Here is a 24,079-nt window from a genome sequence, read left to right on the forward strand (position 1 = left end):
GGAAGCAGGGGTCGGGCGGGAGGCCCTCAGAAGTCGGCGGTGAGGGAGAGGTCGATCTCGTCGTCGCTCATCTGCGAGATCAGTTCCAGCAGCCGGCCCTCCACCAGGGCGGCGAGACGCCCCACCGTGGGATGCTCGAACAGGTCCCTGACCTGGAGCGGGCAGTCGAACGCGGTGCGCAGCCTGGAGGCGACCGCGACGGCGCGCAGGGAGTGGCCGCCCAGGGCGAAGAAGTCGTCGTGGACGCCGACGCGGGGCAGGTCGAGCACCTCGCACCAGATCTGCGCGACGACCGTCTCGGCCGGGCTGCGGGGCGCCACGAACGCCCGCGCCTCGGGCGCCGCGGGCTCCGGCAGGGCGGCGATGTCCAGCTTGCCCTGCACCGTCAGCGGCAGCGCGTCGAGCAGGACGAACGCCGACGGCACCAGATAGTGCGGCAGTCGGGCCCGGAGTTGCGTCTGGAGGGACTCCTCCGACAGTCCGTCCCCCGCGACGTAGCCCACCAGGGCGGCCTCGCCGCGCAGGCCGCGTACGACGACCGCGGCGCCCCGCACCCCGGGGTGTCCGCGCAGTACCGCCTCGGCCTCCTTGGGCTCGACGCGGAAACCGCGGATCTTCACCTGGTCGTCGTTGCGGCCGAGGAACTCCAGCTCGCCCGAGGGCAGTCGGCGTACCACGTCCCCGGTGCGGTAGAGCCGTCCGCCGAGTGCCCCGAACGGGTCGGGCTCGAACCGTTCGGCGGTCAGCGCCGGCCGCCCCAGATAGCCTCGGGCCAGCTCCCGCCCTCCGACGAGGAGTTCACCGGGCACTCCCTCGGGGACGAGTTCGCCCAGCGCGTCGACCACGTAGGCACGACGTCCGCCCAGGGGCCGGCCGATGGGGACCCGTCCGCCGCGGGCACCGACGACGGTGTGCGCGGTGGCCGAGATGACCGACTCCGTGGGGCCGTAGGTGTTGAGCACGGGCACCTCGGGCAGGTGCGCGAACCACCGCTCCAGCGGATCGGCGGGCAGTTCCTCTCCGCCGGTCACCAGCAGCCGCAGCGAGGCGAGCCGCGGAGCGAGCCGGTCCAGGTGGGACACCAGTTCCGCCCAGTAGGACGGGGTGAGCTCCATGACGGTGACCCGCTCGGCCTCGATCCGGGCGGCCAGTTCCTCGGGCGTCCAGATCTCGTCCGGGCGCACGATCACCGCGGCACCGGCGCTCAGCGCGGGCAGGATCTGCTCCAGCGAGGCGTCGAACGAGGTGGACGCGAAGGTGAGCACCCGGTCCTCGGCGGTGAGCGCGAACCGCTCGCGGGCGGCGGCCACATGGGCGTCCAGGGCGTGGTGCTCGACCCCGACGGCCTTGGGGCGGCCGGTGGAGCCGGAGGTGAAGATGACATAGGCGAGGTCGCCGGGGTCGGGGGTGTGCCGGGGGCCGTCGGGCAGTGGTCGTACTTCCTCCACGGCGACGGCGGTCACCCCGAGCGCGGTGATCCGCGCGCCGGTGTGCGCGTCGGCCACGACGTGTCGTACGCCGGCCTCCTGGAGCATGTACCGGAGCCGGTCCGCGGGCAGCAGGGCGTCCAGCGGGACGTAGACACCGCCCGTCCGCCAGACGGCGAGCATCGCGGCCACGGACCAGACGCCCCGCCCGACGCACACCCCGACGGGGTCGCCGGGAGCCACTCCCCGGGCGGTGAGGGTGGCGGCCAGGCCGCCGGTCAGAGCGTCCAGTCGGGCATGGTCGAGGCTCGCCCCCTCGCACACCACGGCGGGGTCCGCGGGGCGGCCGGTCACCCGGAACGCCGGGGCGGCCGGCGCCTCTCGCCCCGCCGTCGCCACCAGCAGGTCGTGCTCCCCGGCGGACAGCAGTGGCGCCGCGTCGACGCGCGTGTCCGGGTCCGCGAGGAGGGTTGCCAGCAGCCTGCCGACATGGCGGGCGAACCGGGTGGCCGTGGCCGGTTCGAACAGGTCGGCGGCGTACTCGACGTTCAGGGCGAAACCGCCGGGCCGCACCACGAAGGTGGCCGTCAGGTCGAACTTCGCCGAGCCCCAGGGAAGCCTGAAGTCGGCGGTGTCCAGTCCCGGCAGCCCGGCGCCGCCGGTGGAGGCGTCCTGGACGTCCACCATCACCTGGAACAGGGGGTTGCGGGACAGATCGCGTGCGGGGCGCAGCCGCTCCACTACCTGTTCGAACGGCACCTCCTGGTGGTCGAAGGCGCCCAGCACCACCTCGCGCACCCGGTCCACGAGCCCGGCGAAGGTGGGCCGTCCGGACAGATCCGTGCGCAGCACCACGGTGTTGACGAAGAAGCCCACCAGCGGCTCCAGTTCGAGCCGGCCGCGCCCCGCCACGGGCGTGCCGACCGGGACGTCGGTCTGTCCGGACCAGCGGGCCAGCACCGCCTGGGCGGCCGCCAGCAGCACCATGAACCGGGTCGCGCCACGCTCACGGGCGAAGGCGTCCACGCGGTGCGCCAACTCGGCGGGCAGGTCGATCTCGACGGCACCGCCCCGCCCGGTGAACGCGGCCGGCCGGGGCCGGTCGGTGGGCAGCTCCAGGGCGGGTGTCCGCGCCAGCACCCGCTCCCAGTAGGCGAGTTGCGGTTCCAGCGCGCCACTCTCGGCGCGTTCCCGCTGCCACACGGCGAAGTCGCCGTACTGGACGGGCAGCGGCGGAAGGCGGACCTCCCGTCCCGCTCGGCGGGCCGCGTAGTGGTGGGCCAGTTCGTCCAGCAGGACGCCCTTGGACCAGCCGTCGGTGACGGCATGGTGCAGGGCGAGCAGGACCACGTGGTCGTCGTCGGCCAGCTCCCACACACCGGCCCGCAGCAACGGCGGCCGGGCCAGGTCGAAGCGGCGCGTGGCGAGGCCGGCGGCACGGTGTCGCACGGACTCCAGCCGGGACTCCTCGTCCGGCCCCTGCGGCACCGTCTCCCACAGGAGCGGCACGCCCACCGGGTCGCACACCTGCTGCACCGGGCGGCCGTCCGACTCGACCAGCGCCGTGCGCAGCACCTCGTGCCGCGCCACCAGGTCGTCCAACGCCCGCTGCCAGGGGGCTCGTTCGAGTCCGCCCCGGACCCGCCAGCAGTACCACAGCAGATACGAGTCACCGCGGTCGGAGGTGCGGTCCAGGAACCACAGGCGCTCCTGCGCGAAGGACAGCGGCAGCGGGCGGCCACGGTCGACGGGTACCACCTCCGCCGTGCCGGAGGTGCGGGCGCCGGCCGCGTGCGGGGCGAAGCCACGCACGGTCGGGTGCTCGAAGACGGTGCGCAACTCGATGTCCCGGCCGAGCCGCCCGGCGATCCTGGAGACCGCCATGGTGGCGAGCAGGGAGTGTCCGCCCAGGTCGAAGAAGCTGTCGTCGAGGCCGACCCGCTCCAGGCCCAGCACATCGGCCCACACCTCGGCGACGATCCGCTCGGTCTCGTCGCGGGGCGCGGCGAAGGCCGCGCCGTCGGCCGGGCGGACCCGGTCGGGGTCGGGCAGGGCGCCCCGGTCGAGCTTGCCCGAGACGCCGACCGGGAGGGCCTCCAGGGCGACGAAGTCGGAGGGGACGGCGTAGTGCGGCAGATAGCGGGCGCACCAGGCCCGCAGTTCCGCCCGGTCGGGTGCGCAGGCCGCGTCCGGGGCGGGTACGACATAGCCGGTCAGGGCCTGTCCGGTGGCGCGGTCGGGCCGGACGGCGGCCGCGGCGACCAGCGGACAGGCCCGCAACACGGCCTCCACCTCGCCGAGTTCGACACGGAAGCCCCGTATCTTGACCTGGTCGTCGCGGCGGCCGACGAACTCCAGTTCTCCGCCGGGCGTCCAGCGCACGAGATCGCCGGTGCGGTAGAGGCGGCCACCGGGAGGGCCGAACGGGTCGGGTACGAAGCGGTCGGCGGTCAGCGCGGGCCGGTTCAGATATCCGCGCGCCAACTCGGTTCCGCCGATGAGGAGTTCACCGGACACCCCGACGGGTACCTGCTCGTCGTCCGCGTCCACCACGTACACCCGCCGGTCGCCGAGCGGGCGGCCGATGGGCACGCTGCCGCCCACCGCTTCCCCGGCGTCGTGGGTGGTGGCGGTGACGGTGGTCTCGGTGGGCCCGTAGGCGTTGCAGACCCGCACCCAGGGCACGGCGGCCCGCCAGACGGCCAGGGTGTCGGCCGGTACCGCCTCGCCGCCGAGGACCAGCAGCCGCAGCGGGGCGAGGGCGGCGGCCAGCCGGCGGTCGAGGGAGAGTGCCAGCTCGGACCAGTAGGTGGGCGGCACGTTGACCACGGTCAGCTCGTGCCGCTGGACGATCTCCGGCACCTGGGTGGGCAGCCAGGGTTCCTCGGGGCGCATGACGACGGTGGCGCCGGAGGTGAGGGCGGGCAGCAGCTGGTCCAGGGAGGCGTCGAAGGAGAAGGAGGCGAAGGCCAGCACCCGGTCGGCGGCGGTGATGCCGAGGCGCTGCCGTGCGGCGGCCACGTGCGAGGCGAGCGCGGCGTGTTCGACGCCGACCGCCTTGGGACGTCCGGTGGACCCGGACGTGAAGATGACGTGGGCGAGCTGGCGGGGGTCGGGGCGGTGGCGGGGGCCGTCCGCGTCCGGGGTGACGGCGGTGACGTCGACGGCGACGGGTGCGAGCGGGGCGGCGGCGGTGGCCGTCGCCGGTGCGGTGACGACGTACTCCAGCCCGGCCTCCTCGGCCATGAACGCGAGCCGCTGCGCGGGCAGTTCGGGATCGAGCGGCACGTACACCGCACCGGCCCGCCAGATCCCCTCGATGGCGGCGACGGACCACAGGCCGCGGCGCAGCAGGACGCCCACCGGGCTGCCCGCGGTGACTCCGGCGGCGCGCAGCGCGGCGGCGAGTCCGCCGGACATGGCGTCGAGTTCCGCGTACGTGGCGCGGTCGTCGCCGCAGCGCAGCGCGATCGCCTCGGGACGCCCGGCGAACGCGACCGGCAGCGCGGGTGCCGCGGGCCGGTCGGGTGCGTGGTGCCAGTCGCTCCCGGGCCGCGCGGGCGCACCGGGACCGACGGCCAGCGAGCGCACCGACTCGGCCACGGGGGCGCCGGGTTCGGCGACGACGGCCCGCACCAGGGCGACGTACGCCTTCCCGAACGCGCGCATGGTGGCGGCGTCGAACAGGGCGGTGGCGTACTGGAGGATGGCGGCGATGCTGCCGTCCGTGCGCAGGGTCAGGTCCAGGAAGACGTCCAGCGGGGTCTCGGTCAGCGGCGGCTCGACGAGCGCCACCTCCAGGTCCGCCATCCGCACCGGCCGGATCGGGGAGTTGAGCAGGGTGAACGACGCCTGGGCGAGCGGGTGCCGGGACAGGTCCCGGGATCCGCCGAGCGCGCCGACCACCAGGTCGAAGGGCGCCTCGGCATGCGACAGATCGGCCGGCACCCGCCGCCGTACCCGCTCCAGCAGCGCGTCGAAGCCGGGCCGCCCCGACAGGTCCGTCCGCAGTACGACGGTGTTCACCAGCGGGCCGATCAGCTCGGCGGCACCGCGCTGGGCCCGGTCGGCGAGCGTGCTGCACACGGCGACGTCGGTACGGCCCGACCAGTGACCGAGCAGTGCCTGGTAGGCGGTGAGCAGCACCATGTACCGGGTGACCCGCCGGGAGCGCGCCAGCCCGTCCACGGCGGCGACCAGCTCGGCGGGCAGATCGAAGCGGACGACGTCACCGGAGCCGTCCCAGACCCGGGGCCGCGGCCGGTCGGTGGGCAGTTCCAGCGGGGTCAGCCCGGTCAGCCGCTCCCGCCAGTGCCCGAGCAGCCGCTCCAGCCGGGCGCCGGAGAGCCGTTCGGCCTGCGCGCGGGCGAGTTCGGCGTACTGCACGGCGGGCGGCTCGACCGTCTCCCCCCGGTACCCGGCGGCCAGTTCCTCCAGCAGCACGCCCCAGGACCACCCGTCCACGGCGATGTGGTGGACCTCGACAAGCAGCAGGTGCTCGTCCTCGGCGACCCGGGCGAGTGTGGCGCGGACCGGGTGCTCCTCGGCCAGGTCGACGGGACGGCCCAGGCAGCGGGCGTACAGTTCGGCCGGCCCGTCCGCCGTGACCCGGCGCAGCGTGAATCCGCAGGGCGCGTCCACCACCGGCACCGGCTCCCCGTCGACGGCGGTGAAGCGCGTCCGCAGCACCTCGTGCCGGGCCACGATCCCGCCCAGCGACCGCTCCAGCAGGTCGGCGTCGAGGCGCCCGCGCAGCCGCAGCACCAGCGGCAGCATCGACCCGCTGGAGGACCCCGCCAACTGGTCCATGAACCACAGCCGGCGCTGCGCGAAGGACGCCGTCCGGGCGTCCACGTCGTTCGGCGCCCCCGCAGGGGCCGGGCCTGTTGTCACTGTCGCCTCCCAGCCTTCTTTTCCCAGCAGCCTGCCGCCGCTCGCCGGCACTCCCCAGGGAAGAAGACGCAGCGGTGTGAGCAGAGTCGACTGCGGTTCCGGGGCGGGGGCACGGCTCTTCCGCCATGCTGGGCCGCATGAGTGCCTACGCGAGCGATCCGGACCTGAAGGTCACCGACGTCACCGGCAACGGAGTCGAGGCCGACGTGGCGACGAACCTGCTGACCGGGGCCGTACGGCTGTCGATCCTGTGGACCCAGGAGATCCACCTGTGCCCGGACGACGCGGAGCGGGTGGCCCGGTCACTGCTGCGCGCGGCGGAGCGGGGACGCCGGGCGGCGGGTGTCTGAGGGGCGGTCGATCGGCGCGGCTTCCGACCGGCCGCGCGCGCTCAGGCCCGACAGGTCCGGGGGCGCCCGCCGCGCACGAAGAGCGGCACCGACAGCAGGAGCAGGGCGCCCTCGACGGCCAGGCTGACCAGCCCCAGCGGCTCCGTCCAGTTGCCGATGTCGTCACTGTAGCCAGGCAGTCCCGGGCCTCGGGAGAGGACGTAGCCGAGCAGGGGCCCCAGGGCGACCGCGGCGGCCAGCAGCCATCCCGGGCGGACCAGGCCGATGAGGAGCAGCACGGCGGCGACCACGGCCGCGGTCTCCAGGACGTGGTAGGCGACGCCGACGTAGTGGGGGTCCCTGGTCGTGGTGATGCCGCCCTGGTCGATGACATGGATGACGGCCACCGCGAGACACAGCAGAGCCCCCGCCCATCTGGCGGCCAGGGCGGGCTCCGACGTCCTCGCTGCGTGGTGTGGCATGCGGGGGACCTCTTCTCCTGGCGGCGCGGCGTACCTCTGTCAGGCCCAGCCTCGGCCGAGGGCCGCCCGGCGTCGCCCTCGGCGGCGCGGACGGGTGACACGGCGGGCCGGCCCGAGCCGTCCGGGGTGCCGCGGCCCCGTCGCGGCGGCGCGTCTACCGCGGGCGCTCCTCGCCGACCAGGGCCGCCAGCCCGTCCAGCAGACGCTGGAGGCCGAACTCGAAGAGGTCGTCGAGATCGAGGTCGTAGCCGGCCGCGGCCAGCTGGGAGAGGGCGGGGAAACGGCCGGTGGCCAGGATGTCCAGGAGTTCGGGTTCCCGGGTGTCCATCCACTGCTCGCTGTCGAGGCCGCTGTACGCCTCGGCCTCCCGCTCCGACTCCAGGTTGACGGCGATGCCGCGGGCGTAGTTGAACAGCATCAGGTGCGCGGTGAAGGCGGTTGGCAGGTCGAGGCCGCGGGAGCGCAGGACGGAGAGCGTCCACTCGCTGTACGGCAGGGCCGACGTCACCAGCTGGGGGCGGGTCACCGAAAGGGCCGGGGCGAGCCACGGGTGGCGGCGGAACTGGTCCCACAGCCGCCGGGCCGCCAGCTCGATCGCCGCGCGCCAGTCCCGCGGCGGGTCGGCGGGTAGCGGGTGCCGCGCGATGACCGTGTCCAGCATCCGCGTCAGCAGGTCGTCCTTGTCGGCCACGTGCCGGTACAACGACATGGTCGCCACGCCGAGTTCGGCCGCCACCCGGCGCATGGAGACCGCCGCCAGCCCCTCCGTGTCGGCGACCGCGACCGCGGCGGTGACGATCCGGTCGAGGGTGAGCGCCGAGGGGGCGTCGGCGGGCCGGCCGCCCTGGCGGGTGGCGGCGGGGCGAGGCGGCCGGGCCGGGCGGGCCGGGGGCGCGACGACCGTGCCGACGCCGGGCACGGCGCGGACCAGGCCCGCGCGGCGCAGTTCGGTCAGCACCTTGGTGGCCGTCGCCATGGCGACACCCCACTGGCGGGTGATCTCCCGGGTCGACGGCACGCGCTCGCCCGGCGCCAGTTCCCCCGTCTCGATCCGCCGCCGCAACTCGCCGGCGATTTGGCCGGAGCGCGACTCCGCCTGTCCGCTCATCGACACCCTCCGCACTAGTGCACTGAAGGGGGCCATCGTAAGCCCGCGACGCCGGGCGATACGTCCGCACGACTCCGTGCGGTATGTCATGCGCACTAGTACACTGGATCTCATCACCCATTGACGGCATGCTATTTGCCGCTTGCGCACGAGCGTGCGTACGGCGTACATTCGCGCCATGACCGACAACGGAATACTCGTCTGCGGCGCCGGCATCGCGGGACCCGCTCTGGCGTACTGGCTACGCGAGGGGGGCTTCACCGTCACGCTCGTGGAGCGGGCGCCCGCGCCCAGGCCGGGCGGCCAGACCGTGGATCTGCGCGGCGCCGGTCGTACCGTGATCGAGCGGATGGGCCTGATGGACCGGGCCAGGGCCAGGAGCGTGGACCAGCGCGGTCTCGCCCTCGTCGACGCCTCGGGACGCGTCACCGCCGCACTGCCCGCCGACAGCTTCGGCGGCGAGGGGATCGTCTCCGAGATCGAGATCCTCCGCGGCGACCTCGCCCGCCTGCTGTACGAGGCGAGCCTGCCGGACACGGAATACCTGTTCGACGACACGATCACCGCGCTGGAACAGGACGCGGACGGGGTCACGGTCACCTTCGAGCGGGCTGCGCCGCGCCGGTTCGGGATGGTCGTCGGCGCGGACGGACCGCACTCCGTGGTGCGCGCGCTGGCCTTCGGGCCGGAGCGGGAGTCCGTCCGCCCGCTCGGCCTCAGCACGGCCTGGTTCACCGTCACCGACGACCTGGACCTCGACGGCTGGTACATGATGCACAACGCGCCGCCCGGTCTGGTCGTCTCCGCCCGGCCGGGCCGGGTGCCCGGCGAGATCAAGGCGGGCCTCAGCTTCCGCTCGGCGCCCCTCACCCACGACCGCCGGGACGTCGCCGCCCAGCACGATCTGCTGGACCGGCGCTTCGCCCACGTCGGCTGGGCGGCCCCGCGTCTGCTGCGGGCGATGCGCACCGCCCCGGACTTCTTCCTCGACTCCATGGGGCAGGTCCGCCTCGACGGCTGGTCGCGCGGCCGGGTCGCGCTGCTGGGCGACGCCGGGTACTGCGCGACGCCGCTGACCGGCCTCGGCACCAGTCTCGCCCTGGTCGGCGCGTACGTACTGGCCGGCGAGCTGGCCACGGCCGCGGGCGACCACCGGGCCGCCCTGCGCCGCTACGACGAGGTCATGCGCCCGTACGTGGACCAGGCCCAGCGGCTGCCGCCGTTCGGCGTCGCCGGATACGCGCCCTCGGGCCGGCTCGGCATCCGGCTGCGCGACCTCTCCATGCGGCAGATGACCCGCCGGCCGATGCGGAACCTGCTCGCGGCCCAGTTCGCCAAGGCCGGGAACATCGAACTGCCCGCATACGGCTGGGGCTCACCGCTCCCCCGGCGCGGCCGGCCGCGACCGGCCGACGGCCGAATCCGGTTGCCCGTGGCGCCGGATGTCCGCGGGCAGGGGCACGGTACGTGAGGCTGGGGCTTGCCCGAAGTCCGGGAGCGAGTCCGAGAGGGAGGCCGAGGCGGATGACCACCGTGCCGCACCAGGAGTACGAGGAGAAGGGGCCGCCGGAGGAGCCGGTGGTCCGGCTGCACCGCTGGGACGCCACCTGGCCCGACGACGACCCGCACGCCAACTTCAAGTCGGACGTCGTGCTCTACGGGCGGCTCGATCCGCTCGCCACCCTGCGGGGCATGGCCGAGAACCTGGACATCCCGGTCGGCGCCCTCGCCCGCTATGTGCTGGCGCGTTGGGCGACGGGCGGCAGCGGGGGCCTGCTGGAGGTGGGGCCGGTGATGGTGCACCGGCTGTGGGAGCCGATCGCCGAGGCGGAGCGGCAGGACAGCGACGGCGAGCGGCTGCGAGCGTACCACCAGCTGCGGCAGATGATCGCCTGGCTCAAGCTGCCGCTGGACGAACCGGGCGTGTATCCGGCCCAGTTCGAGGACGGTACCGCCGGCACGACCGGCTGAACCGCTGGAACCATGGTGACGGCCCCCGCCGCCGGCGGGGGCCGTGCCTCCGCACCCCGCTCACCCAGGAGTTCCCCGTGTCCGCACCGGACGTCGACCCCGTCACCAGCCGCAACCGCTCCGCGAGGCCCCCCGTCCCCCACGCCGCGATCGGCGTGGGCGCGATCGTCCTCGGGGAGCGGGGCGTCCTCCTCGGCCGCCATCACCGCGGCACCCTCGAACTCCCGGGCGGCACCGTGGAGGCCGGGGAGTCCCTGGAGGAGACCGTCGTACGGGAACTCGCCGAGGAGACCGGGCTGATCGTGCGCACTGAGGAGGTCCGGCTCCTGGGCACGCTGGTCGATCACGTCGGGGACGTCGTACGCCTCACCGTCGGCGCGCTCGTCACCACATGGCGGGGGGAGCCGGCCACCCAACCGGACGAGCGGGTCGGCGACTGGGCCTGGTACCCCCTGGACGGGCTGCCCGACGGCCTGTTCGTGTGCAGCGCGCAGATCCTCACCGCGTGGCGCCCCGGCCTGCCCATCGCGCACCCACCGGCGCACTTCACCCCGTACGCCCAGGGGTAGCGAGGAGGGCGGCGCCGCCGGACCGGGATCCGGCGACGCCGCCCTCCTCCGTACGTCCCCTACAGCGCCTTCTCCATCCGCTCCGCCATCAGCTTCACGAAGCGTGCCGGTTCCTTCGGCTGGCCGCCCTCCGCCAGGACCGCGAGGCCGTACAACAGCTCGGCGGTCTCGGCGAGTTCGGTACCGTCGCCGCGCTCGGTGTACGCCTCGTTGAGGCCCTTGACCAGGGCGTGGCCGGGGTTGAGTTCGAGGATGCGCTTGGCCCGGGGGACCTCCTGGCCCATGGCCCGGTACATGTTCTCCAGGGCCGGGGTGAGGTCGTGCGCGTCGGAGACGACGCAGGCCGGGGAGACGGTGAGCCGGGAGGACAGCCGTACCTCCTTGATGTCCTCCGCCAGCCGCTCGCCCATCCACCCCAGCAGGCCGGCGTACGCCTCGTCGCGCTTCTCCCGCTCGTCGTCGGAGTCCTCGTCCCCGCTCTTCGCGTCGAGGTCGAACTCGCCCTTGGCGACGGAGCGCAGCTTCTTGCCCTCGTACTCGCCGACCGCGTCGACCCACACCTCGTCCACGGCGTCGGTGAGCAGCAGCACCTCGATGCCCCGGTCGCGGAACGCCTCCATGTGCGGGGAGTTCTCGATGGCCTGGCGGGAGTCGCCGGTCAGGTAGTAGATGTCCTCCTGGCCGTCCTTCATCCGCTCCAGGTACTGCTTCAGCGTGGTCGGCTCGCTCTCGTGGTGCGTGCTCGCGAACGAGGCGACGGCGAGGAGTGCCTCACGGTTCTCCGCGTCGGTGACCAGGCCCTCCTTGAGGACGGTGCCGAACTCCCGCCAGAACGTGGCGTACCGGTCCGACTCCTCGCCCATCAGGTCCTTGACGGTGGAGAGGACCTTCTTCGTCAGCCGGCGCCGCATCATCTCGATGTGCCGGTCCTGCTGGAGGATCTCGCGGGAGACGTTGAGCGAGAGGTCGGCCGCGTCCACGACGCCCTTGACGAAGCGGAGGTACGGCGGGAGCAGCGCCTCGCAGTCGTCCATGATGAACACGCGCTTGACGTAGAGCTGTACGCCCCGCCGGAAGTCCCGGGTGAACAGGTCGTGGGGTGCGTGCTCGGGCAGGAAGAGCAGCGCCTGGTACTCGAAGGTGCCCTCCGCCTGGAGCCGGATGGTCTCCAGCGGATCGCGCCAGTCGTGGCCGATGTGCTTGTACAGCTCGTGGTACTCGTCGTCGGACACCTGGTCGCGCGGCCGCGCCCACAGCGCCTTCATGGAGTTGAGGGTCTCGGGCTCCGGCTCGCCGCCGTCGGCCGGGGTCCCGGACGCCATCCTGATCGGCCAGGTGATGAAGTCCGAGTACCGCTTGACGATCTCCCTGACCTTCCAGGGGGAGGCGTAGTCGTGAAGCTGGTTCTCCGGGTCGGCCGGCTTGAGGTGCAGGGTGACCGAGGTGCCCTGCGGGGCGTCCTCGACCCTCGTCAGGGTGTAGGTCCCCTCGCCGCGCGAGGTCCAGCGGGTGCCGTGGCTCTCGCCGGCCCGCCGGGTCACCAGGGTCACCTCGTCGGCCACCATGAAACCGGAGTAGAAACCCACGCCGAACTGGCCGATGAGTCCCTCCTCGCCGGCCGCGTCCTTCGTCTCCCGCAGCTCGCGCAGGAATTCGGCGGTGCCGGAGTTGGCGATGGTGCCGATGAGCTGCCCGACCTCGTCGTACGACATACCGATGCCGTTGTCCCGCACGGTCAGTGTGCGGGCTTCGCTGTCGATGTCCAACTCGATGTGCAGGTCGGACACTTCGACGTCGAGCGCGTCGTCCCGAAGCTTCTCCAGGCGCAGCTTGTCCAGCGCGTCGGATGCGTTGGAGACGAGCTCGCGCAGAAAGACATCCTTGTTCGAGTACACGGAGTGGATCATCAGCTGGAGCAGCTGACGGGCCTCCACCTGAAACTCAAACGTCTGCGTCGACATGTTCGCGGTTACCTCACGGATCCTGTGGTCGGAACTGGCGGCAGCCACTGTAAAACACCATGTCGCGGCGGGGGGTCACATCAGGCCCAGAGGGACTGCGCGAGGGCGGCGCCCATGAAGGCGGCGCCGAGTCCGGCGACGACACTGGCGACGACGTTGGCGGCGGCGAAGAAGCGCGCCCCGTCCTCGGCGAGCCGCAGCGTCTCGTAGGAGAACGTGGAGTACGTGCTCAGCGCCCCGCACAGCCCGGTGCCGAGCAGCAGCTGGAGGTTCGAGGACATCCCGCCGGCGACGACCGCCCCGGTGATCAGGCCCAGAAGGAGGCTGCCGACGACGTTGACGGTGAGGGTGCCCCAGGGGAAGACGGTGTCGTGCCTGGACTGCACGGTGCGGTCGGTCAGATAGCGCAGTGGCGCGCCGACGGCGGCTCCGGCGATGACCAGCAGCCAGTTCACGAACTCTCCTTCGCGTCATGCCCGCCCGGACAGACGATCTCGCAGTGGTCGACGGTCACCAGACCCTCCACGGCCAGCTCGTCGAGCTGGGGCAGGAAGTCCCGGACGCGTCGCTCGGTGTCGACGATGACCACGGCCACCGGCAGGTCCTCACTGAGGGACAGCAGCCGGCTGGTGTGGATCAGGGATGTCGCCCCGAATCCCTCCACGCCCCGGAACACGCTGGCGCCGGCCAGCCCCGCCCGGTGCGCCCGGTGCACGATCTCGGCGAAAAGGGGCTTGTGGTGCCACATGTCGTCCTCGCCGACGAGGACCGTGAGCCGGATGCCGGGAACGGTCGTTGTCGTCATGACGCCCTCCATTCGATGACGCGCCGGGTGAGGTGCGCGGTGGTCCAGACGGCCGCGAGGGCGCCGAGCGCGGTCGCGACGAGGTCGAGCAGGCCGGTGGTGGCCCGGCCCGTGCCGGTCAGGCGCTCGATGTCCACGGTGTAGGTGGAGAAGGTGGTGAACCCGCCGAGCACGCCGGTGCCGAAGAAGGGTCTGACCAGACGGTGCCCGGCGCCGATGTCGGTGATGACGACCATGAGGACGCCGATGACGGCGCAGCCGGTGACGTTCACCCAGAACGTGGTCCACGGGAAGGCGCCGGACGCGGTCGGCCACAGCAGCCCGGTGCCGTAGCGGGCGCAGGCCCCGAGGGCGCCACCGGCGGCGATGACGGCGAGAACCGGTCCCTGCGTGCGCCACGGCAGGAGCCGACGGGCCGGTGGGCGCCGCTCGACGCCGCGTCCGGTGGATGCGTTCAGCGCGGTCCGCTCTGCCACATGGGCCTCCTCGTACAGGGCGCCCGGGGCATGCCGGGGCGCACTTCGACAAAAGGAGGGACCATTGGCGGCGACATTGCCGCGGTTGGGTACGGCGAGACCCACCGCCGTGCGGGGACCGGAGTCGCACCGCGCGACCAGGATAGCGCGAAGCGGATACGGCCTGATGACGGGCCCGGTATCCGAGACGGCCGCCCGCGGGTACGGGTGTTCCGGGGCCCCGGACCGGGCAGCCCTCCAGCGGTCCCGGCCTCCGCGGCAAGGAGATCTCACCCACACGTACCGGAGCCGCCGCCATCGACGCCCCGGGCGGGCCGTTCGCCGTTGCGGCAGGCGGGGCCCGGATGTCGCGTGCACGCGGGGCGTCGACGCGGGTCGCCGCCGCGGGGGCGCGCCGCAGCGATCCCAGCGGTCCGGGCGGGGCGGGCCCGCCCCGCCCGGACGACGACCCCGCCCGCCCGTCCGGCCCAGCGGGTTTCCCGACGTGACCCAGGCACGCGAGCCGAGGGGATGAAGCACCACCGCCGAACCTGACATTCACCCACAGACCCCACCGAAACCAATAGCTGAATTGCTAAAGTTCGCAATTGATTAGATGCTACGTTCGTTGTATTCGCTGAGAGGGAAGTCGAGGGATCGTGTCGGTTCCGCTGTACCAGGCGAAGGCCGAGTTCTTCCGGATGCTCGGTCACCCCGTACGGATACGGGTGCTGGAGCTTCTCCAGGACGGGCCGAGGCCGGTCCGGGAGCTGCTCGCCGCCATAGAGGTGGAGCCCTCCAGCCTCTCCCAGCAGCTGGCGGTGCTGCGCCGCTCGGGGATCGTCACCTCCACCCGCGAGGGCTCGACGGTCGTCTACCAGCTGTCCGGCGGTGACGTGGCCGACCTGATGCGGGCCGCGCGCCGGATCCTCACCGAGATGCTCACCGGGCAGCACGAACTGCTCACCGAACTGCGGGAAGCCGGGGTCTCCGCCCGATGAGCACCGCCCTCACCCGGGGTGTACGGACCGTGCACACCCGGATCAGCTCCCTGCTGCCCGGCCGCGCCGACCTCGCCGCGGTACGGCGCGATCCGCGCCGGGACCTCCTCGCGGGCCTCACCGTCGCGATCGTCGCGCTCCCCCTCGCCCTCGGCTTCGGCGTCTCCTCCGGGCTCGGCGCCGAGGCGGGCCTGGCCACCGCGGTGATCGCGGGCGCGGTCGCCGCGGTGTTCGGCGGCTCGAACCTCCAGGTGTCGGGGCCGACCGGCGCGATGACCGTCGTCCTCGTGCCGATCGTCGGCCGGTACGGGCCCACCGGTGTGCTCACGGTCGGGCTGATGGCCGGTGTCCTGCTGATCGCGCTGGCCACGCTGCGTGCCGGCAAGTACATGCGATACGTGCCCGCTCCCGTGGTCGAGGGCTTCACCCTCGGCATCGCCTGCGTGATCGGGCTCCAGCAGGTACCGAACGCGCTCGGCGTGCCCACGCCCAAGGCCGACAGGGTGCTGGTGACGGCCTGGCGGGCGGTCGAGGAGTTCGCGAAGGCGCCGAACTGGACCGCCGCGGGTCTCGCGCTCGCCGTGGCCGCGGCGATGCTGCTCGGCGCCCGGTGGCGGCCCACGATCCCCTTCTCGATCCTCGCCGTGATCGCCGCGACCGTCGTGGCCCAGCTCGCGCACCTGGACGCGGCCAGGCCGATCGGCGACCTGCCGTCCGGGCTGCCCGCGCCCTCCCTCACCTTCCTCCACCTCGGCGACCTGGGCTCCCTGGTGACGCCCGCCGTGGCCGTCGCCGCGCTGGCCGCCCTGGAGTCCCTGCTGTCGGCGTCGGTCGCGGACGGCATGACCGTCGGACAGAAGCACGACCCGGACCGCGAGCTGTTCGGCCAGGGCCTGGCGAACATCGCCGCCCCGCTGTTCGGCGGCGTACCGGCCACCGGCGCGATCGCGCGCACCGCGGTCAACGTACGGACCGGAGCCGGTTCCCGCACCGCCGCGTTCACCCACGCCGTGGTCCTCGCGGTGATCGTCTTCGCCGCCTCGCCCCTGGTCGCGAAGATCCCGCTGGCCGCGCTCGCGGGCGTGCTGCTGGCCACCGCGGTGCGCATGGTCGAGGTCAGCTCGCTGAAGGCCATGACCAGGGCGACCCGGGCGGACGCCGTGACACTCGTCCTGACCGCGGCCGGCACCCTCGCCCTGGACCTCGTCCACGCCGTCGTCATCGGGCTCGCCGTGGCTGGTGCCCTCGCGCTGCGCGCCGTGGCCCGGCAGGCCCGTCTGGACCGGGTGCCACTGGACCGGGGCGACCACAGCGCGGAGGAACACGCGCTGCTCGCCGAGCACATCGTGGCGTACCGGCTCGACGGCCCGCTGTTCTTCGCCGGAGCGCACCGCTTCCTGCTGGAACTGGCCGAGGTGGCCGACGTCCGGGTGGTGATCCTGCGCATGTCGCGGGTGTCGACCGTCGACGCCACCGGCGCGCTGGTTCTGAAGGACGCGGTGGAGAAGCTGCGCCGGCGCGGCATCGTCGTCCTGGCCTCCGGCATACGGCCCGGACAGCGACGCGTCCTGGACTCGGTCGGCGTGCTGGAGCTGCTGCGGCCCGACGGCCGGGACTTCGCCACCACCCCCGAGGCGATCCGGGCGGCACGCGGCCACCTGGAGGGCGTCGTGCCCGCGCAGCGGACCGCCCCGACGTCCGGCGAGGAGGCGGTCCGATGAACGAGACGGCCAGCGCGGGAAACCACCACCCCGGCCCGGCGGAGCGATGATGTCCCAGGCCCCGCGGGCCCTTCCCCACCGCCATGTGCTCACCCTGCCCGCCGCCCCCAAGGCGGTGCGCGTGGCGCGCGAGACCGCGGAGCAGGCCCTCGTGGAGTGGGGCATCGGACTGCGCCACCGCGTCGTGGACCCGGCGCTGCTGATCCTCAGCGAGCTGGTCACCAACAGCGTCCGGCACGCGGCCCACGTCTCCCCCGAGGTCACCGTCATCTACGCGGCCGCCCGCGACTGCTTCGCCTTCGCCGTGCACGACCGCCACCCCCACCAGCCGCACCTGCGCGCCGCGCCCGCCGAACCGGGGGGCCTGGCCACCGTGATGGAGTTGGTCCTCGGCCTGGGCGGCACCGCGGTGGTCCGCGCGGACGCCGACGGCGAGGGCAAGAGCATCTGGATCACCCTGCCCTTGTAGGACCACCGGGCCACACTCCCCCACACCCCTCCTCCCCCGCACAAGGAAGCCGCCCCCGCATGACCATCGACTGGCGCTACACCATCGAGCAGGACCTCGGCGTCCTCTCCGTCGCCGGCTACCTCGGCCCGGACGCCGTACACCGCTTCAACGGCGCCATCGGCTGGGTCGTCGCGCGCGGCGCCGGACCGGTCGTCCTCGACCTGACCGAGCTGCGCAACTGGTCCTCGGAGGGCCAGGTGGCCATCGCCGAGGCCGCGCGGCTGCTGGCCGCCTCCGGCCGGAGCCTGGAGCTGGCCGCGATACCCGCCGACGGCTCGCTGGTACCGGCGGGCGACTGCCCCGACATCCCGGTCCACTGCGACCTGGCCGCCGCCCTCGCCGCGCACGGCCGGTGCGCAAAGACGCCGGACGACGACCGCCAGGAGTGGCGGACCGACGGCTGGCCCACCTCCTGACCCGCGGACGATCTCTTTTCGATCAACCGTTCCCCCTGTTCGGCCCACCGCCGAACCCACCGCGAAAGAGTTCCATGAGCGACAACCTCCCCGCCTGCCCCGACTGCTCGGGCACGTTCACCTACGAGATGGGCGCGCTGCTCGTCTGCCCCGAGTGCGGCCACGAGTGGTCGGCGTCCTCCGGCACCGCCGCCGAGGAGGGGAGGGTGATCCGGGACTCGGTCGGCAATGCACTCGCCGACGGCGACACCGTGACCGTGGTCAAGGCGCTGAAGGTCAAGGGCAGTCCGTCGGGCATCAAGGCGGGTACGAAGGTGCGCAACATCCGGCTCGTGGACGGCGTGGACGGCCATGACATCGACTGCAGGATCGATGGTTTCGGCGCGATGCAGCTGAAGTCCAGCGTGGTCAAGAAGGCCTGAACCGGCGGGCTCATGGCATGCGGGAGGATGGAGCGCATGCTCTCGACCAGGACGAAGGGGTGGGTGCGGTGAATACGCCGCTGTATCAGCTGAAGGCCGAGTTCTTCAAGACGCTCGGGCATCCCGCGCGCATCCGCGTCCTGGAGCTGCTCAGCGAGCGCGAACACGCCGTCGGCGAGATGCTGCCCGAGGTGGGTATCGAACCCGCCCACCTCTCCCAGCAGTTGGCCGTGCTGCGCCGCGCCAACCTGGTCAGGACCCGCAAGGAGGGTTCGACCGTCCACTACTCCCTGACCAGCCCGCACGTGGCCGAGCTGCTGCGGGTGGCGCGGACCATCCTGTCCGGCGTGCTGGCGGGACAGGCGGTGTTGCTCGCCGATCTGCGGGCGCCACAAGAGGAGACCGGCCCCTCCTAGGGGGGCCGACGGCCTGTTCCGGCTCCGATTCGCCCGACGGAACCCCGTGAAGGCGCCCGGGGCCGCGGTCGCCGCCGTGCTGCCGCCGGTCGCGCCGGCGGCCCCCCGCCTGGGGCGGCCTCGTCTCTCCCCCTCATGGTCCTCCTCTGCGGTGCCCGGCCCGGTCGCGTCGACCGACACGGTCGTGCCGGACCTCCGGCCGACCTACAAGACTTTCAATCCGTCGTACGCGGGAAACGGCCTGTGAGTCCGCGGGCTCCCGGCGCCTTTGCGGACGGGACGGTCCGGTGCTCGGCGCCGCGCGGCCACAGCACCTCCACGTCGACGCCGTGGCTGCGGGCGTAGGCCACCAAATGGGCGGTCGCGTCGCGGCCGTTGGACGGTGAGCCGTCCCAGACGGCCAGCACCCGGGCGCAGGAGCGGACCAGGGCCTCGTCGGCGATGATGCAGGAGGCGCGGTCGGCGGGGTCGTACTCGACCAGGCGCACCATCCGCGACAGCAGCAACAGCTCCCCGGCGGCGTCGCGGTCCGGCCCGGCGACATGGCCGGGCATGCCCCCGCGGGACGGCAGCACCGTCACCAGGGCCAGCCCGGCCTTGTGCGCGGCCCGCCCGAACGCCACGGGCAGGCCCCGGCCGGCCCGGACCAGTCCGGCACGGCCGGCGCGGGCGCGGCCGGCCAGCCGCGAGCGCAGCTCCTCCTCCAGGAGGGCCAGCGTCGGCACGGTGAGATCCGGATGTCCGACGACGGCGATCACTCCTGGGGTTCCCTTCCTCGCATGCGCTGATCATCGTCATGCGCGGGCGCCGGGCACAGGTGCCTGTCGGCAGAGATTCCGGGGCCGGACGGCCCATGGACGGGGGCGTCCGTGATGTGCCCGGCGGGGCCCGCGGCAGGCACGGCCGGGCCCGGGGCGCGGCCGGTCTCATGGCCCGGGAACGATCTGTGCGGTAGTTTGAGACACAGGTCACACCCGCCACGCGGGCATTGGCGCACCCGTGGTGATCAGGGGAGGTTGTGGTTGACCCCGGCACAGCTGCGGGCGTTCTCGGCTACCGTCCGGCTCGGCTCCGTGAAGGCAGCGGCGGCGGACCTCGCGGTGACCGAGGCCGCCGTCTCGCTGCACATCGCCCATCTGCGCCGGGAACTCGGGGACAAGCTGTTCACCCGCACGGGCAGCGGGCTGGCGTTCACCCCGGGCGGCCTGCGGCTCGCCAGCCGCGCCGCGCAGATGCTGGGCCTTCAGAACCAGACCGTGCTGGAGGTGCGGCAGGCCGGGTCCGGGCGGCGGCTGCTGCGGGTCGCCGCGTCGAGCCTGTTCGCGGAGTACGCGGCGCCCGGCCTGATCGAACTCTTCGCGGGGCGGGCCGACGATCTCGACGTCGAACTCAGCGTGCACGATCCGCAGCGCTTCCCGCCGCTGCTGACGGAGCGGGCGGTGGACGTGGCCATCGGACCCCGGCCCGCCGCCGTGGAGGCCACGATGAGCTGCACGCACTTCCTCGACTACCAGATGATCGCGGTCGTGGGCAGCGCCCACCCGCTCGCCGCCCGCAGCGGGCCGGCCGGGGTGGCGGAGCTGCGCGAGCAGACATGGCTGCTCGGGCCCTCGGCGGTGGGGCGGGCCGGGATGGTGCCGGCCGTGCTGCGGCGGCTCCAGATCCCGGAGGAACACCAGCGGATCTTCCAGAGCCACACCGCGGCGGTGGACGAGGCGAAGCACGGCACCGGGGTGGCGCTCGCGCTGACGTTCGCGGTCGGCAAGGACCTCGCCGACGGCGACCTCCGGCAGATCGCCGGCGCCGGGCTGCCCGCGCGCGGCTCCTGGAACCTCCTCTCCCTCGGCGACCGCGAGGCCCCGCCGGCCGCCGCCGAACTCCGCCGCTTCGTCACCACGCCCCGCGCCATCCAGGCCATGCTCCGGGGCACGGGGGTCACGGCGGGCCGGTTCCGCCCGGCGATCCATGTGACGTTGTGGAGCTGAGGGCCGAGACCGCCCGGCGCGGCCGGCGGGCAGGATGATCATCCGGACGCCTCGCCGTCGCCGCACCCGGGCTTCGCCGCTCCGCGACGCGGCTCGGCCCCGACCGGCACGGGAACGGACCGGGCGCCGGTCCGGCGGACACCATGCCCGCGCGGTCCCGCCAGGCGGGCGATCTCCGGGGCCACACGCAGCAGGGAGGCGAAGGTGTCCGCCGGGAGGAGCAGGTCGACGTACGGGAGCGCGGCGGTCATCGCCGCCGTGCGGGGACGGTAACCCGGGGCGCCCGCGCGGGGGTTGAGCCAGACCACCATATGGGCGCGGCGGCGCAGGCGGGCCATGGCCGCGGCGAGGCGCTCGGGCGGGTCGCCGTCCCAGCCGTCGGAGGCGATCAGGACGACCGCGCCGCGCAGCGCGCCCCCGTGGTGGGAGCCGAGCAGGGTCTCCAGACAGTGCGCGATCCTGGTGCCGCCGAACCGGTCCGCGACCCGCTGCGAGGCCTCCTCGAAGGCCGCCTCGGCCGAGCGGTGCGCGAGCACGTTGGTGAGCCGGGTCAGCGAGGTGGCGAAGGCGAACACCTCGGCCCGCGTGGCCAGCGCGAGCGCCCGCATCAGATGCAGGTACGCCACGGCCTGCGCCTGCATCGACCGGCTCACGTCGCACAGCACCACCACCCGCCGGGGCCGCTCCAGGGGGCCCGTCCGCACCAGCCGGACCGGTTCCCAGCCGGTGCGCCGGGAGCGGGCCACCGTCTCGCGGATCGCCACCCGGGGCCCGCCCGGACGCCGGGCGTACCGACGGGAACGGCGCGTCGGCCACCGCCGCAGCCCCGTCTCCAGCCACTGCCCGAGCAGCGCCGCCTCCCGCTCGCCCAGCCGCTCGAAGGGCGTGTCCACGGCAGCGGCCAGCTCGGTCGGCAGCCGCTGCGGCACGCTCCGTACCTGCTCCTCGCTCGGCCCGGCCGCCCCCACCACCGGTGGCGGCGTCACCCACGGCAGCCCCGTCTCCTCCACCGGAAGGCCGGACGCGCCCGCGGGCAGCGGTGCACGCACGTCGTCCCCGGCCCGTGGCACGGCGCCCCGGCCGGTACGGCGCGCATGCGGGTCCAGGGAGAGCACGGCGTCGCCGAACACCGCGTCGAAGACCTCGTCGAAGCGGGCCAGGTACGGCTGGTCGCGGACCAGGGTGATCCGGGCCGTCCAGTACAGGGCGGACCGCGTCGTGGGCCAGGAGGCGGCCAGTGCCCGGACGAGGTCCCGGGCCGCGGTCAGGCCCACGGGTACGCCACGGCCGCGCAACCGGTCGGCGAGCGCCACGGCGAACGCGGCCCGGTCGACGGCGGGCAGGAACGGCTCGTCCGTCTTCATCACGCGGCCCGCGACACACCGCACCGCCGGACCCGGTGCACCGCCCGGGGGATCACCGCACCCACGACGACCGCGCCGAAGGCCACGGGGGCGGACGCGGCCGGCGGGACCGGTGTCCCCCCGGTGCCGGGGCCGGTGCTCGCGTGCATCGCGGTGCCCGTGCGGTCGGGCCGCGGCCGGGGGTGCGCGGTCGCGGTGGCGTCGCCCCGGCCCCGGCTGTGCTTGCCGCAGGCGCCGGTGACCGGGCGGTGGCCGGCCTCGCGCCGCGCGGTGAAGCGGGCGTCGGCGTCGACCCCGGTGAGCCGGGCGCCGGCCCCGCGGGGGGCGGGCCCGCCGGGGCCGGTGGGCGGCTGCCGGGCCGGCTCCGGGGGCGCGCCCGTCCGGGACTCGTCGTCGATCATCATGGCTCACGGTCTCCTCGCCTCTTCGGGGTAGCCGAGTTCGCCGAGGGCGCCGGTGATGGCGGTGCGGTCGTCGGGGCTCTTGGCGACCGCGCTGAGGGTGCTGATCACATCGCGGCGGGCCAGCCGGGACACGCGCAGCGCGGCGAGCGCGGAGACCCAGTCGATCGCCTCTGCCATGCCGGGCGCCTTGTCCAGGTCCAGCGCGCGGACCTTGCCGATGAAGGCGGTGGCGGACGCGATCAGCGGTTCGTTCGCGGCCGGCACCGAGCGGCGCAGGATCTCCGCCGCGCGCTCGGGGCCGGGATAGTCGATCCAGTGGTAGAGGCAGCGGCGGCGCAGCGCGTCGTGGAGTTCGCGGCTGCGGTTGGAGGTGAGCACCACCACCGGGGGCCGGGTGGCGGCGAAGGTGCCCAGTTCCGGGATGGTGATGCTCCACTCCCCCAGGAACTCGAGGAGCAGCGCCTCGAACTCGTCGTCCGCGCGGTCGATCTCGTCGATCAGGAGCACGGGGGGCAGCGGCCCCTGATGGCGTACGGCGCGCAGCAGCGGCCGGTCCAGCAGGAACTCCTCGGTGAACAGGTCGGCGTCGGCCAGATGCTGCCCGCGTGCCTCGGTGAGCCGCACGGCGAGCAGCTGGCGCTGGTAGTTCCACTCGTACAGCGCCTCGCCGGCCGTCAGGCCCTCGTAGCACTGGAGGCGGATCAGCGGGGTGGCGAGGGCCTCGGCGAGCGATTTGGCCGCGCTGGTCTTGCCGACGCCCGGCTCGCCCTCCAGGAGCAGCGGGCGGTCGAGGACGGTGGCCAGGTAGAGGGCGGTGGCGGTGCCCTCGTCCACGAGGTGGCCGACTTCGGCGAGGCGGCGCCGTACGTCCTCCGCGTCCAGGAAGAGTTCGCTCACCCGTTAGCCCACCAGCCCCGCCGCCCAGCGGTCCCGGCAGCCGGCGCCGCAGAACCAGAACTCCTTCTCCCCGGCGGTGAGATGAGGAGTGCCCGCGGTGACGGTCACCGTCATCCCGCACACCGGGTCGACGGCCTGGGCGGGCTGTTCGGGCAGGGCCGTCGGCGGTGGGGCGCCGCGCGCGCGTACGGCCCGCACCACCTCCGCGAGGATGGACAGCGCCACCTCCGGTGCCGTGCGGGCGCCGATGTCCAGCCCGGCCGGGGTGTGCACACGGGCCCGCTCCGCCTCGGCGAGGCCGAGCTCGTCCAGCAGGGCGGCGCCCCGGCGGCGGCTGGCGACCAGCGCGATGTGCGGGACGTCCGCGTCCAGGGCGGCACGCAGTGCCTCGGCGTCGCCCTGGCCCTGCCCGGCCACGATCACCGCGCCGGTGTACTCGGCGAGCGGCCGGTCGGGCAGGGAGCGCGTGGTGGCGTACCCGAGGACGTCGGCGAGGGCGATGAACGCCTCCGCGATCGGGGTCGTGCCGACCACCTCGATCAGCGGCGGCGGCAGCACCGGCTCCAGGAAGATCTCCAACGCCCCGCCGGACAGGCAGGGGTTGACCACCACCTGGGCACCCGGGGTGTCCGGGAAGCCCGTCTCACCCGCCGGCAGCACCCGCAGCAGCACCGGCCCGCCGCCGTTGAGGGCGCCCAGCGCCGCCGTGCGCACCGAGCCCTCGGCGCACATCCCGCCGACGAACCCGTCGATCGTGCCGTCGCCGTACACGATCGCCTCGTCGCCCGGGTGCGCGGACGCGGGCGCCTGGGCGCGCACCACGCGGGCGTGCACGAACGGCACGCGCCGCTGGGCCAGTTCGAGCGCACGCGCGCTCACCGTCCTGGGCACCCCGGTCACCTCCTCGACTCCGTCGCCGTCTCCTGTCCCTCCGGTGCGCGC

The 24,079-nt window shown here is 74.0% G+C and carries 22 protein-coding genes and 1 pseudogene; 11 read left to right on the top strand and 12 right to left on the bottom strand.

Annotated features, from left to right (window positions below):
* Positions 1–26 precede the first annotated feature (26 nt).
* Positions 27–6,320 carry a non-ribosomal peptide synthetase gene (locus VT52_RS30855; RefSeq protein ID WP_053055611.1) on the bottom strand — a complete coding sequence of 2,098 codons (6,294 nt, stop codon included), beginning with the start codon at positions 6,318–6,320 and terminating at the stop codon, positions 27–29.
* Positions 6,321–6,457: 137 nt separating this feature from the next.
* On the opposite strand from VT52_RS30855, the gene VT52_RS30860 reads away from it, so the two are divergent.
* Positions 6,458–6,670, top strand: coding sequence for a hypothetical protein (locus tag VT52_RS30860; protein WP_046424838.1), 213 nt, complete (start codon positions 6,458–6,460; stop codon positions 6,668–6,670).
* Positions 6,671–6,711: 41 nt separating this feature from the next.
* Here the strand turns inward: VT52_RS30860 and VT52_RS30865 are convergent, their stop codons facing one another.
* Both VT52_RS30865 and VT52_RS30870 read right to left on the bottom strand, forming a co-directional pair.
* Positions 6,712–7,131, bottom strand: a complete 420-nt coding sequence (locus VT52_RS30865) for a hypothetical protein (RefSeq protein WP_046424804.1) — start codon at positions 7,129–7,131, stop codon at positions 6,712–6,714.
* A gap of 154 nt (positions 7,132–7,285) precedes the next feature.
* A complete protein-coding gene (locus VT52_RS30870) occupies positions 7,286–8,239 on the bottom strand; it encodes a TetR/AcrR family transcriptional regulator C-terminal domain-containing protein (RefSeq protein ID WP_046424801.1) in 954 nt (317 codons plus the stop codon).
* 178 nt (positions 8,240–8,417) lie between these two features.
* Between VT52_RS30870 and VT52_RS30875 the strand changes: the two genes are divergently transcribed.
* The 3 genes and pseudogenes from VT52_RS30875 to VT52_RS30885 all read left to right on the top strand — a co-directional run.
* Entirely contained in the window at positions 8,418–9,710 is a 1,293-nt protein-coding gene (locus VT52_RS30875) for an FAD-dependent monooxygenase (RefSeq protein ID WP_079175385.1), read from the top strand.
* Positions 9,711–9,763: 53 nt separating this feature from the next.
* The gene (locus tag VT52_RS30880) at positions 9,764–10,210 is read left to right on the top strand and encodes a DUF6027 family protein (protein WP_046424799.1); all 447 of its coding nucleotides are present in this window, start codon (positions 9,764–9,766) and stop codon (positions 10,208–10,210) included.
* A 101-nt stretch (positions 10,211–10,311) separates the two neighbouring features.
* Positions 10,312–10,779 (top strand): annotated as a pseudogene (locus VT52_RS30885) (nucleotide triphosphate diphosphatase NUDT15); the annotation flags it as partial.
* Positions 10,780–10,838: 59 nt separating this feature from the next.
* On the opposite strand, the gene htpG reads toward VT52_RS30885, so the two are convergent.
* From htpG to VT52_RS39155, 4 genes are all read right to left on the bottom strand, one after another.
* Complete coding sequence (gene htpG, locus VT52_RS30890; protein ID WP_046424798.1) at positions 10,839–12,740, bottom strand: molecular chaperone HtpG; 1,902 nt, start codon at positions 12,738–12,740, stop codon at positions 10,839–10,841.
* Positions 12,741–12,820: 80 nt separating this feature from the next.
* The gene (gene crcB, locus VT52_RS30895; protein ID WP_046424796.1) at positions 12,821–13,195 is read right to left on the bottom strand and encodes a fluoride efflux transporter CrcB; all 375 of its coding nucleotides are present in this window, start codon (positions 13,193–13,195) and stop codon (positions 12,821–12,823) included.
* On the bottom strand, positions 13,192–13,545 hold the full coding sequence (locus VT52_RS30900; protein WP_046424794.1) for a DUF190 domain-containing protein: 354 nt from the start codon (positions 13,543–13,545) through the stop codon (positions 13,192–13,194). The genes crcB and VT52_RS30900 overlap by 4 nt, the downstream gene beginning before the upstream one ends.
* The gene (locus VT52_RS39155) at positions 13,542–14,021 is read right to left on the bottom strand and encodes a fluoride efflux transporter FluC (RefSeq protein ID WP_420856318.1); all 480 of its coding nucleotides are present in this window, start codon (positions 14,019–14,021) and stop codon (positions 13,542–13,544) included. Before VT52_RS39155 ends, VT52_RS30900 begins: the two co-directional genes overlap by 4 nt.
* Positions 14,022–14,659: 638 nt before the next feature.
* On the opposite strand from VT52_RS39155, the gene VT52_RS30910 reads away from it, so the two are divergent.
* From VT52_RS30910 to VT52_RS30935, 6 genes are all read left to right on the top strand, one after another.
* Positions 14,660–15,001 carry an ArsR/SmtB family transcription factor gene (locus VT52_RS30910; protein ID WP_046424793.1) on the top strand — a complete coding sequence of 114 codons (342 nt, stop codon included), beginning with the start codon at positions 14,660–14,662 and terminating at the stop codon, positions 14,999–15,001.
* Entirely contained in the window at positions 14,998–16,722 is a 1,725-nt protein-coding gene (locus VT52_RS30915) for a SulP family inorganic anion transporter (RefSeq protein WP_046424791.1), read from the top strand. Before VT52_RS30910 ends, VT52_RS30915 begins: the two co-directional genes overlap by 4 nt.
* 49 nt (positions 16,723–16,771) lie before the next feature.
* On the top strand, positions 16,772–17,191 hold the full coding sequence (locus VT52_RS30920) for an ATP-binding protein (protein WP_046424789.1): 420 nt from the start codon (positions 16,772–16,774) through the stop codon (positions 17,189–17,191).
* Between the two features lie 59 nt (positions 17,192–17,250).
* On the top strand, positions 17,251–17,649 hold the full coding sequence (locus VT52_RS30925) for an STAS domain-containing protein (protein ID WP_046424787.1): 399 nt from the start codon (positions 17,251–17,253) through the stop codon (positions 17,647–17,649).
* 74 nt (positions 17,650–17,723) lie between these two features.
* A complete protein-coding gene (locus VT52_RS30930) occupies positions 17,724–18,071 on the top strand; it encodes a zinc ribbon domain-containing protein YjdM (RefSeq protein ID WP_046424785.1) in 348 nt (115 codons plus the stop codon).
* Positions 18,072–18,139: 68 nt separating this feature from the next.
* Positions 18,140–18,487, top strand: a complete 348-nt coding sequence (locus VT52_RS30935) for an ArsR/SmtB family transcription factor (RefSeq protein WP_046424831.1) — start codon at positions 18,140–18,142, stop codon at positions 18,485–18,487.
* A gap of 215 nt (positions 18,488–18,702) precedes the next feature.
* Here the strand turns inward: VT52_RS30935 and VT52_RS30940 are convergent, their stop codons facing one another.
* Positions 18,703–19,245 (bottom strand): hypothetical protein, encoded by a 543-nt coding sequence (locus tag VT52_RS30940; RefSeq protein ID WP_046424783.1) that lies wholly within the window; start codon positions 19,243–19,245, stop codon positions 18,703–18,705.
* A 264-nt stretch (positions 19,246–19,509) separates the two neighbouring features.
* On the opposite strand from VT52_RS30940, the gene VT52_RS30945 reads away from it, so the two are divergent.
* Positions 19,510–20,472: a LysR family transcriptional regulator gene (locus VT52_RS30945; RefSeq protein WP_046424781.1), complete on the top strand. Its 963-nt coding sequence runs from the start codon at positions 19,510–19,512 to the stop codon at positions 20,470–20,472.
* Between the two features lie 38 nt (positions 20,473–20,510).
* Here the strand turns inward: VT52_RS30945 and VT52_RS30950 are convergent, their stop codons facing one another.
* The 4 genes from VT52_RS30950 to VT52_RS30965 are packed head-to-tail and all read right to left on the bottom strand — an operon-like array spanning position 20,511 to position 24,028.
* A complete protein-coding gene (locus tag VT52_RS30950; protein ID WP_079175393.1) occupies positions 20,511–21,836 on the bottom strand; it encodes a vWA domain-containing protein in 1,326 nt (441 codons plus the stop codon).
* Positions 21,836–22,240, bottom strand: a complete 405-nt coding sequence (locus VT52_RS30955; RefSeq protein ID WP_046424780.1) for a hypothetical protein — start codon at positions 22,238–22,240, stop codon at positions 21,836–21,838. Before VT52_RS30955 ends, VT52_RS30950 begins: the two co-directional genes overlap by 1 nt.
* Before the next feature lie 3 nt (positions 22,241–22,243).
* Positions 22,244–23,137, bottom strand: coding sequence for an AAA family ATPase (locus VT52_RS30960; RefSeq protein WP_046424778.1), 894 nt, complete (start codon positions 23,135–23,137; stop codon positions 22,244–22,246).
* A 3-nt stretch (positions 23,138–23,140) separates the two neighbouring features.
* On the bottom strand, positions 23,141–24,028 hold the full coding sequence (locus tag VT52_RS30965) for an XdhC family protein (protein WP_240509949.1): 888 nt from the start codon (positions 24,026–24,028) through the stop codon (positions 23,141–23,143).
* Between the last annotated feature and the right edge of the window lie 51 nt (positions 24,029–24,079).

The sequence above is a fragment of the Streptomyces malaysiense genome (assembly GCF_000980885.2).
Lineage (GTDB): Bacteria > Actinomycetota > Actinomycetes > Streptomycetales > Streptomycetaceae > Streptomyces > Streptomyces malaysiense.